The sequence below is a fragment of the Streptomyces sp. NPDC058051 genome (assembly GCF_042885475.1).
GTDB lineage: Bacteria > Actinomycetota > Actinomycetes > Streptomycetales > Streptomycetaceae > Streptomyces.
Map to the genome: position 1 here is coordinate 1 of NZ_JBHVRW010000004.1, position 12,644 is coordinate 12,644.

At 67.7% G+C, this 12,644-nt stretch carries 14 protein-coding genes and 2 pseudogenes; 6 read left to right on the top strand and 10 right to left on the bottom strand.

The window, feature by feature from the left end; genetic code table 11:
* Nucleotides 1-441: 441 nt before the first annotated feature.
* Nucleotides 442-837, bottom strand: a pseudogene (locus tag ACFVUT_RS07955) (DNA-3-methyladenine glycosylase); the annotation flags it as partial.
* A gap of 114 nt (nt 838-951) precedes the next feature.
* On the opposite strand from ACFVUT_RS07955, the gene ACFVUT_RS07960 reads away from it, so the two are divergent.
* The gene (locus tag ACFVUT_RS07960; RefSeq protein ID WP_389646803.1) at nt 952-1,260 is read left to right on the top strand and encodes a Scr1 family TA system antitoxin-like transcriptional regulator; all 309 of its coding nucleotides are present in this window, start codon (nt 952-954) and stop codon (nt 1,258-1,260) included.
* A 273-nt stretch (nt 1,261-1,533) separates the two neighbouring features.
* Nucleotides 1,534-1,737 carry a hypothetical protein gene (locus tag ACFVUT_RS07965; protein WP_389646797.1) on the top strand — a complete coding sequence of 68 codons (204 nt, stop codon included), beginning with the start codon at nt 1,534-1,536 and terminating at the stop codon, nt 1,735-1,737.
* A 445-nt stretch (nt 1,738-2,182) separates the two neighbouring features.
* On the opposite strand, the pseudogene ACFVUT_RS07970 reads toward ACFVUT_RS07965, so the two are convergent.
* From ACFVUT_RS07970 to ACFVUT_RS07985, 4 genes and pseudogenes are all read right to left on the bottom strand, one after another.
* A pseudogene (locus tag ACFVUT_RS07970) lies at nt 2,183-2,790 on the bottom strand (recombinase family protein).
* Between the two features lie 226 nt (nt 2,791-3,016).
* The gene (locus ACFVUT_RS07975; RefSeq protein WP_389646794.1) at nt 3,017-3,742 is read right to left on the bottom strand and encodes a class I SAM-dependent methyltransferase; all 726 of its coding nucleotides are present in this window, start codon (nt 3,740-3,742) and stop codon (nt 3,017-3,019) included.
* Between the two features lie 454 nt (nt 3,743-4,196).
* Nucleotides 4,197-4,547: a hypothetical protein gene (locus ACFVUT_RS07980; protein ID WP_389646791.1), complete on the bottom strand. Its 351-nt coding sequence runs from the start codon at nt 4,545-4,547 to the stop codon at nt 4,197-4,199.
* A gap of 437 nt (nt 4,548-4,984) precedes the next feature.
* Nucleotides 4,985-5,596: a DNA-3-methyladenine glycosylase gene (locus ACFVUT_RS07985; RefSeq protein WP_389646788.1), complete on the bottom strand. Its 612-nt coding sequence runs from the start codon at nt 5,594-5,596 to the stop codon at nt 4,985-4,987.
* 173 nt (nt 5,597-5,769) lie between these two features.
* Between ACFVUT_RS07985 and ACFVUT_RS07990 the strand changes: the two genes are divergently transcribed.
* The 3 genes from ACFVUT_RS07990 (at nt 5,770) to ACFVUT_RS08000 (ending at nt 7,965) form a co-directional block, all read left to right on the top strand.
* Nucleotides 5,770-6,552 (top strand): sporulation protein, encoded by a 783-nt coding sequence (locus ACFVUT_RS07990; protein WP_389646785.1) that lies wholly within the window; start codon nt 5,770-5,772, stop codon nt 6,550-6,552.
* 219 nt (nt 6,553-6,771) lie between these two features.
* Entirely contained in the window at nt 6,772-7,302 is a 531-nt protein-coding gene (locus ACFVUT_RS07995) for a YbhB/YbcL family Raf kinase inhibitor-like protein (protein WP_389646782.1), read from the top strand.
* Nucleotides 7,303-7,458: 156 nt separating this feature from the next.
* Complete coding sequence (locus ACFVUT_RS08000) at nt 7,459-7,965, top strand: HNH endonuclease (RefSeq protein ID WP_389646779.1); 507 nt, start codon at nt 7,459-7,461, stop codon at nt 7,963-7,965.
* A 61-nt stretch (nt 7,966-8,026) separates the two neighbouring features.
* Here ACFVUT_RS08000 and ACFVUT_RS08005 read toward each other — a convergent pair whose 3' ends face one another.
* From ACFVUT_RS08005 to ACFVUT_RS08020, 4 genes are all read right to left on the bottom strand, one after another.
* Nucleotides 8,027-8,794 carry a sulfite exporter TauE/SafE family protein gene (locus ACFVUT_RS08005; RefSeq protein ID WP_389646776.1) on the bottom strand — a complete coding sequence of 256 codons (768 nt, stop codon included), beginning with the start codon at nt 8,792-8,794 and terminating at the stop codon, nt 8,027-8,029.
* Nucleotides 8,795-8,856: 62 nt separating this feature from the next.
* A complete protein-coding gene (locus ACFVUT_RS08010) occupies nt 8,857-9,786 on the bottom strand; it encodes an SPFH domain-containing protein (protein ID WP_389646772.1) in 930 nt (309 codons plus the stop codon).
* A gap of 146 nt (nt 9,787-9,932) precedes the next feature.
* Nucleotides 9,933-10,361 (bottom strand): NfeD family protein, encoded by a 429-nt coding sequence (locus ACFVUT_RS08015; protein WP_389646769.1) that lies wholly within the window; start codon nt 10,359-10,361, stop codon nt 9,933-9,935.
* A gap of 91 nt (nt 10,362-10,452) precedes the next feature.
* Entirely contained in the window at nt 10,453-11,250 is a 798-nt protein-coding gene (locus ACFVUT_RS08020) for an ABC transporter ATP-binding protein (protein WP_389646766.1), read from the bottom strand.
* A gap of 143 nt (nt 11,251-11,393) precedes the next feature.
* On the opposite strand from ACFVUT_RS08020, the gene ACFVUT_RS08025 reads away from it, so the two are divergent.
* On the top strand, nt 11,394-12,179 hold the full coding sequence (locus ACFVUT_RS08025; protein WP_389646763.1) for a hypothetical protein: 786 nt from the start codon (nt 11,394-11,396) through the stop codon (nt 12,177-12,179).
* Between the two features lie 197 nt (nt 12,180-12,376).
* Here the strand turns inward: ACFVUT_RS08025 and ACFVUT_RS08030 are convergent, their stop codons facing one another.
* Nucleotides 12,377-12,625, bottom strand: coding sequence for a chaplin family protein (locus ACFVUT_RS08030; protein ID WP_389646760.1), 249 nt, complete (start codon nt 12,623-12,625; stop codon nt 12,377-12,379).
* Nucleotides 12,626-12,644: the final 19 nt, after the last annotated feature.

Consider the following 12,644-nt stretch of genomic DNA (forward strand, 5'->3'; position numbering starts at 1 on the left):
CTCACCCTCTCGGGCTTTCCTCCGGGCTTTTCCCTTCGGTCTTGCGTTTCCGACTCTATCAGACTCTTTCGCGTCCGATTCCCGGTCGAAGCGGGTCTCGCAATTTCCGCCTTCCGGTTCTCCGCTTTCGCGTTTCCCTTTCCGGCGGTTCCAACCTTACCAGACCCTTTTCCGTCCCCGTCTCCGGGTGGGGATTCGAATTCCGGTGGTTGTTGGAAGGGCCTTTGCCTTTCGGCATGTCCGCTACGTTAACCGATTTCCTTGGCGGCTCATAATCGAGTCGATGGGGCGAATTTACGGCATGCCGAATTCGCACCCGCCAGGGTGAGTCGAAAGTAGTGGTGAGCCGATTGAGGATGCTCGGACGATCCGTTGGACCGTACCGACAGCAGTATCCGCTTCAAGCGGCTCGGACTACATTAGGCGGCTCCCAAGGGCGAGTCAAGTTGCGCGGCGGCGTGGCGCATGGGCCCTGTACGGGCTGACCGTGGGGTCTCCGTCGATCCAGAAGCGCCATGGGTGTGTCGCTCCGTCGCCGCCCACACCGGTGCGCGGACCGTTGCGTACCTGGTCGCGGGGTGGCGGGGTGCCGTGCAGTACGAACAGCGGGGCGCCGGGGTGAGCGATGGCGTCGGTTCCGTCCAGTGCGCGGTCGATGTCGAGGGCCGTGGCCAGTCGGGCCGGGCCTTTGGCCAGTTCCTTGTCATTACGGGCCGAGATTCGACGTGCGCGGGTGAGGTCGGCGCCGACCTGGATGTCGCCGGCCCGGAGCAGGACACCGCTGGCCTTGCCCTCCGGGCCGCACACCAGGTTGAGGCAGTGCCACATGCCGTAGGTGACTCACTAAGCATGTATGTCGTTACTCCGGCATCATCGCAAGGCGACGACAAGCAGGAGACAAGCCGTGCGAGCGATCATCTACGCCAGGCTCGGCCCCACCCCGAGGGGCACATGCGCTACTTCCTGCTCTCGACGGTTACCGGACTGCTCGCAACACCGGAGTACGTACGGGCGAGCCTGGCCCACTCGACGGCCGACACGAACAGGGCCGGAGCGGGGAAGCTGCTGGGACGGCAAGCCGTCCTCTACGACGCCTCGAAGCGGTTCACGTTCGTTCTGACCGAGCAGGCGGTTCGCTGGCCGGTCGTCTCTCCACTGGCACTGGCCGAGCAGATGGACCGGCTGGCGTCCCTGTCCTACCTCCCGAACGTTCAGATCGGGGTGATCCCCGTAGGGGCACCGACGCCCGAACCCCTCTGAGTACGTTCACCATCTACGACGCCGCGTTGGTCACCATCGAGACGACGGCGGGAAGTCTCGTACTCCGCGACGGCCGAGATGTTCAGGCGTACCTGAAGGAGTTCGCCCGGTACGAGGAACACGCCCTCTTCAGCGAAGGCCTTCGGGCGCGGCTCGCCGAGTGGTCCGCCGCTTGCCATGCATGACTTCAGTCGACTACGCGACTGAAGCGCCATCCCGTGCGCACCCCGGGGGATCATCCTTCGGCAAGCGAACAGTCGGGAGGTCGCACGGATGAGCACACCCAAGACGACGATGGCAGGGCCGGTGAACCTGACCCTTCCGGAGGGAGACCCGGACCCCGTCGCGGGCTGTCGGCAGTGCCTCGGCGTCGCCGTGACCCGAGCCAACGCCCGATCGGTCGGCGACTACTCGAAGGCGACGGACGCGAACGTCGTGCTCCGCACGCACCTCCGGGAAGACCACGGGGCCGAGTGACGTCGCGCGCGGTCCTGCGATTCGTGACGCACCGAATCGCGCGGCATCCGGACACGGACGTGACCTATGAGGCGGAGTGCCTGCACTGCAAGTGGAAGGCGGAGCCTTCGCCTGACAGTGCGTCGGTCGACGTCGAGTGCATGAGTCACACCGGTCTGAGCAACCATCGCGGCTTCCGGCGGATCTGTACGTCGTTCGCCATGGTGGTGCGGGCCGAGCCGGACAGGCCCCCGGCGCACTGAGGGACGGCGAGCAACACAGACCAGAGGTGCGCTGGAAGGGGTGCAGCGTGAACGACATGCGCCCCTGTGCCGGCCCTTGTCGACTTCCCCCGTGGTTGGCAGGGGCCAGCATCGTTGCGGCCGTCAGACGTGTTGTACGTCCACGTACGACAACGGCCCCCGGCGTAGAGCCGAGGGCCTGTCTGAACTCCTGTGCGCCTGCCTCAGGCGCTCTCTCCCAGGTACCGGTACAGCGGGTGGCTCGGGAGACCCCGAGGGCCTTAGCGATGGCGCTGACGCTCTCTCCCTCGGCCTTCCGGGCGCGGGCCACGGTGAGTACATCCTCGTCCACCACAGACGGCCGGCCGCCGGTACGGCCCTGCGCCTTGGCCGCTTCCAGCCCGGCCCGCGTGCGGTCCTCGATGCCCGCGTCCGGTCCTTGATGAGCGAGCGCTCGAACTCCGCCATGGCCGCGATGATCTGGAAGAACAGGCGGCCATCGGCCGACGTGGTGTCGACAGAGGAGAGCGCACCATCGAGCACGCGGAAACCTTTTGCCGCGCTCGCGCAGGCCGTCGACGATGGACACAAGGTCGATGAGCGACCGGCCGAGCCGATCCAGCTTCCACACGCACAGGACTACGCCCGGCCGGGCGTAGTCCAGTACGGCCGTCAGTTCCGGCCGGTCGGTGTTCTTCCCGCTGGCCTTGTCCTCGAAGATCCGCGCGCACCCTGCGCCCGTCAGCGCGTCGCGCTGAAGCTGCGCCTCCTGGTCGTCGGTGGAGACGCGGGCATAACCGATGAGCTGGCCAGTGATCGTGTTCGTCGTCATGACACGGACTGTCAGCACTCGTCTCAAAAGATCAAGTCCGAGACGGAAGTTTCGAGACGGGTTTTGAACAGGGCTGCGCCCCCGTGAGGGGCGCTCTGCCCGTCGTCTCACAAACCTTGGTTTTCGAGACGTCCACTACTGGTCACGCTGCGCCAGGGTCGTTGTCCTGTGCCATGGAACCTTGAGTGTGCGTCGTCGAAGTTCGAGCGGCGCGAATCACCGACGATCACGGACGTCGCGCCAGGAAGACGAACTCCCTTCCTGGACGGTCGGGCGCGTCGCGAACGTCATCCACCACGTATCCCTGCGCGACCAGATCCCGCTCGACTTCCTCCCGCTCACGGAAACGCAGGGTCGAATCCGACGTCAGCACCTGTCCATCCGCTGCGAACCCGTAGGTCCAGCGGAACGTCACCAGAGGCCAGCTCACCTCGATCAGCTGGACCCAACTCTCGACGGAGCCGACACCGGGGATCTCCGTCACACGGTAGGAGTTCTCACGGGTCCACTCCTCCCAGGCGCGCCTGGCCGGATCGCGCGTCTCGAAGACCAGATGCCCGCCAGGCCGCAGCGCCTCGTAGGCCCCCAGTAGCGTCATCTGCCACGTCTGCGGATCAGCGATGGCCTGGGCAACGTTCGCTGTCATCGTCGCGAGGTCAACCCGCAGCGGCGGGAGGTCTGTCGCGTCACCGCAGATCCAGCGCACTCGCTCACTGCCCGGTTTGGCCCGGGCGACATCGATGGACGCCAGCGCGGGATCCACACCGACGACCTCGATCCCGCGGTCAGCCAGGAGAAGTGCGAACACCCCTGTGCCGCAGCCGATGTCCAGCACTCGGCGTGCCTTGAACTCTTCTCCGATCCGGAGGTAGGCATCGAGATCGCTGCGGTCAGGGTCGAGCGGATCGTAGATCGCGGCGAGCCGTGGATGCGCGAAGCAGTCGTCAGCCATGCGGTCGAACGTAAGCAGAGCTGGGTCCGAACAGCTACCGGGTTTGCTGACGGTTCTCCTACGGCACCAGCACACGGTAGAGAGCGGCGGCGAAGGGGTGGGGGACGCCCCCCTGGCTCGTGCTTGCCGACCGCCGGGTCGTAGCAGCCAAGATTCCGCCACGGTTTCAGGGTCCGCCGTCCTGCCCACAGACCGTCACGGCGAGAGCGTATGACCTGGTCACAGCCTTGCCCTACCGTTACTCGCAGCGGCGGAAGACTGCACGGAACAGGGCCTTTCGGTTGCGACAGTGGGGCGCGGTAGCGCCCCCTTGGGCTTGCCTGCTCCTGTCGGCCGCGACAGGGGCCGCACTGCACTGGAGCTAAACAGAAAAGAGAGGACGCGAACGTTTTCACAGGTCAGGGGCTATGCCGGTACACGCCAGGCGTGCTCTGACTACACGCCCGGGATGTAGTCATCGGCTCCGATGGAGGCGGCAGGGGACTGGCGCACCCTTGCCCTTCTGGAACAGATGAGGAGGAAGGACGAGGCAGGCGGCCCCGGAACGGGGCGACACAAGGTCCAGCTCCTTGGCGCGGGCCACCGCGTCGCGGGTGCTCTGGTCGGACAGCGGCTTGCCGCTCTTGCCCAGCAGTGCGGCCAGCCGACCGGGCTCGAAGCCTGCGTGTCCTTGCCGGTCCGCCCATCCGATGGCGGCGAAGTGGACACGGTAGGCGAGCGGGTGTCCGGGGTGCTGCGCCATGCGCCGGTACTCGTGCTGGGAGACTCCGCCCCACGGGCGGTCATGGCCGAAGCTGATAGCCACCGAGGGTGGCCCCTTCCTGTGAGGCGCACACGGATGCGCCAGTGACCCCCGCCGGACGGCGGGACATGTGCCTCCCTTTCGTTGCGGGGGTGGACCGTGCGCGGATGGCACGGTCTCTCTTCACAGGTGGACGCCCAAGCCTTCGGGCCTGGACTCGGTCTCGTGCGGTCGGGAGCGACGGCGGCGACCCGGCCGAGGGTTCTTACACGAAGGAGGGAGGACCCCGTGAAGGAAGCCCTCCCGTGTGGTGCTGCTCTGTTCGGCCATCCGCTGATGCACCCGGCCATCGCCCACCCGTCCGGCCCGAGTCGGCGCCCGTTGGCAGTCACTCACCCGGCCAGGAACGTGTCACGTGCCACGCTCGCGAGCGATCACCCATCTTCTGCCCCAGCTCCGCACCGACTCACCGGCGAGCCGTGAGCGAGGCGCACAGCGGCTCAGGCTCCGGCGGGCGGCTTGGCTCTCGGGCTCAGTCGGTACGCCGAGACCGTCGGATCACCGGCAAGGTAGAACCGGTGTTGCCAGTCGTGGGCCTTGCTCACGCCTACCCGAGGACCAACCTGGATGAGCGCGGTAGGTACCGACTCGCCCTCGGACAACACGACCGAGGTACCTGTCAGGAGGTCTGCGCCGTTGTGCTCCGCCGTGATGCCGAGTGCCTGGCAGAAGTTCCCCGGACCTCGGGCAAGCCGTGGACTCTCGACCCTCTCCCCTCGTCGCTTGCGTGCCAGGCGTTCCCCCTCGATGACCCTGCCTGCCCGGATGAGGACAGCCGAGGCGATGCCGTCCGTCCCGGTGACGACGTTGGCGCACCAGTGGAGACCGTGGGACCGGTAGACGTACAGGTGTCCCGCAGGTCCGAACATGACGGCATTACGGGGTGTCTGGCCTCGGTAGGCATGGGAGGCCGGGTCGGCCGTACCGGAGTACGCCTCGGTCTCTGTGATGGCGATGCTCACGGTTCCCTCGGGGGTCTTGCAGGTGAGGACGCTCCTGAGCAGCCTGGGGGCGACCTCTTCAGCAGGATGGGCGAGGAGGTCAACGTTCATGCTGACTGCCCTGACATGCCGTACGCGAAGTAGACGTACGCGTGGGTGGGCGGTCGAAGAAGGCGCGTGTCAGTGGCGTACGGTCCAGTCCCTCGATCATGGCGTTCGAGGCTACCGGGAACCGACCACGGTCGTGGCGCGTATGTAGGGGTCAGGACCAAGGAGGAGTGAATATGGGCTTCAAGCGGCTGCTCGCGAGTATGGGTGCCGGTGGCGCTTCGGTGGAGACCGAGCTGACCGAACTCAATGTCGTTCCGGGTGGGGTCGTCCAGGGCGAGGTGCGGATCCAGGGCGGGTCCGTTTCGCAGCAGATCGAGGGGCTGTCGGTCGGGCTCCAGGCACGCGTCGAGGTCGAGAGCAACGATCAGGAGATGAAGCAGGACATCGAGTTCACCAAGCTGCGGCTCGGTGGCGCGTTCGAGGTGCAGGCCGGAGCCGTGCACGTCGTGCCGTTCGGACTCGAAATCCCCTGGGAGACGCCGATCACGGTGTTCGCCGGCCAGCACCTGCACGGCATGAACATCGGTGTCACGACCGAGCTGGAGATCGCCCGGGCGCTGGACTCCGGTGACCTCGACCCCATCAATGTGCACCCGCTTCCTGCACAGGAGGCGATCCTGGACGCCTTCGGGCAGCTGGGCTTCGGCTTCCGCAGCGCGGACATGGAGCGCGGCCACATCCGCGGTACGCGGCAGCGGCTGCCCTTCTACCAGGAGATCGAGTTCTTCCCGCCGCAGCAGTACCGGGGGCTGAACCAGGTGGAGCTGACGTTCGTCGCGGACGACCGCGAGATGGATGTCGTGCTGGAGATGGACAAGAAGGCGGGACTCTTCAGCGAGGGCAGCGACTCGTATCGTGCGTTCAAGGTCGGGCTGAACGACTTCCGGGGGACCGACTGGGCCGCGTATCTCAACCAGTGGCTCGCCCAGGTCGGCGGTCGGCGGAACTGGCTCTAGGGCTGTCCCGTAATCCGTGGCGGATCAGCGCGCGGCGTCAGATGCGGTGCATCGCAAGGCGGAGGGACATCCGCATACTGGATGTATGCGGACGTCCCGACAACGCGGCGAGGTGCCGTAGCTGTCGTCGCGCGCCCGCCAGGGGTTGCGGGAAAGCCCTTAGGGTCGGTGGGAGACCTGCTGACAGCAGCAGGAGGAGCGATCAGGAGAGGTGCTGACGTGACTGAGCCGAAGAGGGCGCCGCTGCCGCACGACTTCCACCCCGAGGTGCCGTCGTTCACGGTGGTGAGTGAGGATCTCGCCCCCGGGGCGGTGCTGGCGGATGCCCAGGTGTTCGCGGCGGGGAACACCTCACCGCAGCTGCGGTGGGAGGGATTCCCCGCGGAGACCAAGAGTTTCGCCGTGACCTGCTTCGACCCCGACGCTCCGACCGGCAGCGGCTTCTGGCACTGGGTGCTCTTCGACATCCCGGCGTCGGTCACGGAGCTGCCGGCCGGTGCCGGGAGCGGGAAGTTCGACGGGCTGCCCGAGGGCGCCGTCCAGGTCCGTAACGACTACGGGGCGAAGGACTTCGGCGGTGCCGCACCGCCGGCCGGTGAGAACCACCGGTATGTCTTCACCGTGTACGCGGTGGACAGCGAGAGGCTGGGCGTCGACAGCGACGCGTCGCCCGCTGTCGTCGGATTCAATCTGCGATTCCACACGCTGGGCCGGGCCCAGCTGATCGGTGAGTACACGGGTCCTGTCTGATACCCGGTGAGCCGATAGTTCTCCTGTTGTTTGCCCTGCCCTGGTCCTGGAGAGACCAGGGCAGGGCATTTTTTATTGCGTTGTCCATCACGGCCTGCCCAGCCAGAGTTGATCCGGGCCTGCCAGGGGGCGGGTGGCACACGGGAGGTGGGCGGGATGCGGGACACGCTGGTACTGAACGCGAGCTTCGAGCCGCTGTCGACGGTGACGCTGAACCGTGCGGTGGTGCTGGTTCTGCAGGACAAGGCCGTCGTCGAGCAGTCGCACCCCGATCTCCGCATGCGCGGTGCCGCCGTGGACATCCCGGTGCCCCGGGTGATCAGGCTCTGCCGGTACGTACGCGTGCCGTTCCGAAGACAGGCGCCGTGGTCCAGAAGGGGTGTGCTGATACGGGACCAGCACCGGTGTGCGTACTGCGGGCGGCGGGCGAGCACCGTCGACCACGTGGTGCCGCGTGCCCAGGGCGGCCAGGACACCTGGCTGAACACGGTGGCGTCCTGTGCCGAGGACAATCACCGCAAGGCGGCCATGACTCCGGAGCAGGCGGGGATGCCGTTGCTGCGGCAGCCCTTCGTGCCGTCTCCGGCACAGGCGATGCTGCTGGCGATGGGGGCGGGCGAGCGGTCGGCGCTGCCGGAGTGGCTGGACAGTAGCGCGGCGTAGACGGCGTACGTGTGCTGCCGTATCGGATGCCCGTCTCCTGGTGGAGGCGGGCATCCGGCTGTCAGCGGAGCAGCAGTTGGACGATGGCGAGCGTGCCGACCACGACGACGAGTGTGCGCAGGACGGTGGGGCTGAGGCGGCGTCCTACCGTGGCGCCTATCTGGCCGCCGAGCGCGGAGCCGACCGCGATCAGTACGACGGCCGTCCAGTCGAAGTCCGCGACGAAGAGGAAGAAGAGGGCCGCGATGCTGTTGACGATGGCGGCCAGGACGTTCTTGACGGCGTTGAGGCGCTGCATCGTGTCGTCGAGCAGCATGCCCATCAGGGAGAGGTAGATGATCCCCTGGGCGGCGGTGAAGTAGCCGCCGTAGACGCTGGCGAGCGTCAGTCCGAGGAAGAGGAGCGGGCCGCCGTCCTGGCGGGCGGTGGTGCCGGTGTGTTCGCGTCGGCGCTGTACCGCTTTGCTGATGCGGGGTTGCAGGACGACCAGGACGAGTGCCAGGGCGACCAGGACCGGCACGATCGTCTCGAAGGCCGTGGAAGGCAGGGCCAGCAGGAGGGTGGCGCCGGTGAGGCCGCCGATCAGGGCGCCCACGGTGAACTTCAGGATGCGCCGGCGCTGTCCCGCGAGCTCCTTCCGGTAGCCGATGGCGCCGCTGATGGAACCGGGGATCAGACCGAGGGCGTTGGACACGGTGGCGGTGACCGGAGGCAGGCCGGTGGCGAGCAGTACGGGGAAGGTGATCAGCGTTCCCGAGCCGACGATCGTATTGATCGTGCCGGCGCTGATGCCCGCGGCGAAGACGGCGAGCATCTCCCAGATGTCCATGGCGACTCCCCCGTGCATGGTCGGTGCGTGATCCACCGATCATGCACGAGGGCGTGTACGCGTCAGTCGACCGGGGGCTGTTCCCGGCGTTCCTTGCCGGTGTCGAAGCCGGGGACGCCGCTGCCCAGGTTGCCGAAGGCACCGCTGAGCCCCTTGAGGGCGTCGCCGATCTCGCTGGGCACGATCCAGAGCTTGTTCGCGTCGCCCTCGGCGATCTTCGGGAGCATCTGGAGGTACTGGTACGAGAGAAGCTTCTGGTCCGGGTCGCCTGCGTGGATGGACTCGAAGACCGTGCGGATGGCCTGGGCCTCGCCCTCCGCGCGCAGGGCGGCGGCCTTGGCCTCACCTTCGGCGCGCAGGATCGAGGACTGCTTCTCGCCCTCCGCGGTGAGGATCGCGGACTGCCGGGTACCTTCGGCCTGGAGGATCGCGGCGCGCTTGTCGCGGTCGGCGCGCATCTGCTTCTCCATCGAGTCCTGGATGGAGGTGGGCGGTTCGATCGCCTTGAGCTCGACGCGGTTGACGCGGATGCCCCACTTGCCCGTCGCCTCGTCGAGGACTCCGCGGAGGGCGGCGTTGATCTCCTCGCGGGAGGTCAGGGTCCGCTCCAGGTCCATGCCACCGATGATGTTGCGGAGGGTGGTGACGGTGAGCTGCTCGATCGCCTGGATGTAGCTGGCGACTTCGTAGGTCGCGGCCCGTGCGTCGGTCACCTGGTAGTAGATGACGGTGTCGATGTTGACGACCAGGTTGTCCTGGGTGATCACCGGCTGGGGCGGGAACGGGACGACCTGTTCACGGAGGTCGATGCGGTTCCTGATGGTGTCGATGAATGGAACGACGATGTTCAGGCCGGCGTTGAGCGTGCGGGTGTAGCGGCCGAAGCGCTCCACGATGGCGGCGCTGGCCTGCGGGATGACCTGGATCGTCTTGATCAGGGCGATGAAGACGAGCACCACCAGAATGATCAGAACGATGATGATCGGTTGCATCGTGTTCCTCGTTGCCCTTCGGTTGCCGACGGATCGCGATGATCGAGGTCGATTTCGCGGAGGGGCCGTATGGATCGAACGGCCCCGATCTCATGATGATCGACATCGAGTCTGACAGAACGCGCTCTGTTGTGGGGGTGGTTCGGTCACATGACGACTGCGGTGGCTCCGTCGATGTCGACGACATCGACGTGTTGGCCCGGGTCGAAGCTCTGGCCCTCGTCGAGTGCGCGGGCGGACCAGATCTCTCCGGCCAGCTTGATCCGGCCGCCGCTGCTGTCGACCCGTTCCAGAACGACGGCCTGACGGCCTTTCAACGCATCGATGCCTGTGGAGAGTTGAGGCCGGTCGGCCCGGTGTCTGGCGGCGATCGGGCGGACCACGGCGATGAGCGCCACGGACACCACGACGAAGACCAGTACTTGGGCCACGATGCCGCCACCGAGTGCCGCGACGACCGCCGCGGCGACCGCTCCGACGGCGAACATGCCGAACTCGGGCATCGCGGTCAGGACGAGCGGGATGCCCAGTCCCGCCGCGCCGATCAGCCACCACACCCACGCGTCGATGTCCACGTCGTCATGGTAGGACCGCGGGTGCCCTCGGGGACAGGGCGCGGGCGGGCGGACGGGCCGTTGTGTCCGGAAGACCGCCGTCCGGCTGTGCCTACGCGAGCGGCAGACCGCGGGCCGAGTAACGGTCGCCGTTGCGCTCGACGACGAGCGGCAGGCCGAAGCAGAGGGAGAGGTTGCGGGAGGTGAGCTCGGTCTCCATGGGACCGGCGGCGAGTACCTTGCCCTGGCGGATCATCAGGACGTGGGTGAAGCCGGGCGCGATCTCCTCGACATGGTGGGTGACCATGATCATGGACGGGGCGTACGGGTCGCGTGCCAGTCGGCCGAGGCGGCGGACCAGGTCCTCGCGGCCACCGAGGTCGAGTCCGGCGGCGGGTTCGTCGAGGAGGAGCAGTTCGGGGTCGGTCATCATGGCGCGGGCGATGAGGGTGCGCTTGCGCTCGCCCTCGGAGAGGGTGCCGAACCTGCGGTCGAGGTACTCGGTCATGCCGAGCCGGTCGAGGAAGGCGCGGGCGCGCTCCTCGTCGACGGCTTCGTAGTCCTCGTGCCAGGTGGCGGTCATGCCGTAGGCGGCGGTGAGCACGGTCTGCAGAACGGTCTGGCGCCTGGGCAGCTTCTCGGCCATGGCGACGCCCGCGATGCCGATGCGGGGGCGGAGCTCGAAGACGTCGGTGCCGACGCCGCCGAGTTGTTCGCCGAGGATCCTGGCGCTGCCGGTGCTCGGGAAGAGGTAGCTGGACGCGATGTTGAGGAGGGTGGTCTTGCCGGCGCCGTTCGGACCGAGGATGACCCAGCGCTCACCCTCCTTGACCTGCCAGGAGACGTCGTCCACCAGAGCGCGTCCGTCGCGGACCACGGATACGTCCACCAGCTCCAGTACATCGCTCATGGCGCGTTGTCTCCCCATGCAGTGTCGAGATCGTCGCGTGCCTGTAAGCACAGCTCCCAGGGAAATCTACGCCACCGCGGAAGAGCTCCGGGCGCTGGGCCCGTGTGACGACGGGCCCCGGCTGGGTTCCCTAGGCTGTTGCCATGCTTTCGGAACCACGCTCAGGACTGCTGGCCGCTTGGGGAAACGCGCTTCTGGCCGGACTCGTCTCCCCGGACCACGCGGCGCTCGCCATTGTCGGGGACGACGCGGTGCACCGCGTCGAGGGACTGCCGGGTGAGACGGGGCCGGTCGGGCTCACGTTGGCGCTCGGACGGTTGCGCGCGCTGGGGGTGACCGGTTTCCGGGTCGCACTGCCGGCGCCGGGGCATCCCCTGGGGCTGAGCGGTCCGCCGGAGTTCAATGCGCGGGCGCTGGAGGCCGAGGAGGCCGTGGTCGCGTTCGGTGCGCCCTATGGACTCGTTCCCGAGGTGTCCGAGGTGGGGCCGGACGGGGATCTGCACGTCGAGGTGGTGTGGCGTTGTCTGCCGGTACGGGAGGCTCCGCCGGCCGATGTGCCGTCGCTGGGCGAGGCGGAGCGGGAGCTGGCCGAGGCGTTGCGGGATGCGACGGCGCTGATGTCGCGGCTGGATGTGGCCGGTTCGGGGCCGGTGGCGGAGGCCGCGATCGATGCGTACAGGGCACGGTCGGAGCGGGGGCGCGAGGTGTTGGCGCCGGGGTATCCGCCGCGGGCGGTGCGGGTGCTGGAGCTGGCGCAGCGGGTCGGGCTGCTGATCTCGGTGGCGTACGAGAACGGGCACGGCGGTGCGGTGAGCGCGTCGGAGATCGCGGCTCGGGGGGAGGCGCTGAGGCCGGTGGAGCGGGTGGCCCGGCGTGCGCAGGTGGCCGCGTACAACGCGTATGTGGAGGAGAGGGAGCGCGAGCGGTAGGCAGGGCGGACGGGGACGGTGGGGCAAGGGTGCAGTGGGTGGGCGGGGTGCCCCTTGATGGCGTGCTGTGCTCTTGATGACGCGCAGCCTCTTGATGACGCGCAGTCCTCGGGGGCCGGACGGCTCGCCCGCGGATGCCGCCGGACCGGCTCGACGCACCTGTCCGGCGACATGGGACCGTGAGGCCGGTAGGTCGGTCAGCCGTTCAGGCCGAAGTTGCCGAAGGCCGGGTTGAGCAGACCGATCACGTTGACCGTGTTGCCGACCACGTTCACCGGGACGTGGACCGGGACCTGCACGGCGTTGCCGCTGACCACGCCCGGGGAGTGGGTCGCGGCACCGTGGGCGCCGGCGCCGTGGCCGGTGGCGGAGGCCGCGCCGGCACCGGCGGCGATGATTCCACCGGCGATCGCGGTGACGGCTGCGGCCTTCTTCAGGTTCTTCACTTCAGGATCCTCCTAGCGT

What these genes read in the sequence shown, in the direction of transcription:
- ACFVUT_RS07975 (WP_389646794.1), bottom strand. Translation starts at nt 3,742, where the DNA reads ATGGCTGACGACTGCTTCGCGCATCCACGGCTCGCCGCGATCTACGAT.
- ACFVUT_RS08025 (WP_389646763.1), top strand. Translation starts at nt 11,394, where the DNA reads ATGCTTTCGGAACCACGCTCAGGACTGCTGGCCGCTTGGGGAAACGCG.
- ACFVUT_RS08005 (WP_389646776.1), bottom strand. Translation starts at nt 8,794, where the DNA reads ATGGACATCTGGGAGATGCTCGCCGTCTTCGCCGCGGGCATCAGCGCC.
- ACFVUT_RS08020 (WP_389646766.1), bottom strand. Translation starts at nt 11,250, where the DNA reads ATGAGCGATGTACTGGAGCTGGTGGACGTATCCGTGGTCCGCGACGGA.
- ACFVUT_RS07965 (WP_389646797.1), top strand. Translation starts at nt 1,534, where the DNA reads ATGAGCACACCCAAGACGACGATGGCAGGGCCGGTGAACCTGACCCTT.
- ACFVUT_RS07990 (WP_389646785.1), top strand. Translation starts at nt 5,770, where the DNA reads ATGGGCTTCAAGCGGCTGCTCGCGAGTATGGGTGCCGGTGGCGCTTCG.
- ACFVUT_RS07985 (WP_389646788.1), bottom strand. Translation starts at nt 5,596, where the DNA reads ATGAACGTTGACCTCCTCGCCCATCCTGCTGAAGAGGTCGCCCCCAGG.
- ACFVUT_RS08000 (WP_389646779.1), top strand. Translation starts at nt 7,459, where the DNA reads ATGCGGGACACGCTGGTACTGAACGCGAGCTTCGAGCCGCTGTCGACG.
- ACFVUT_RS07960 (WP_389646803.1), top strand. Translation starts at nt 952, where the DNA reads ATGCGCTACTTCCTGCTCTCGACGGTTACCGGACTGCTCGCAACACCG.
- ACFVUT_RS08010 (WP_389646772.1), bottom strand. Translation starts at nt 9,786, where the DNA reads ATGCAACCGATCATCATCGTTCTGATCATTCTGGTGGTGCTCGTCTTC.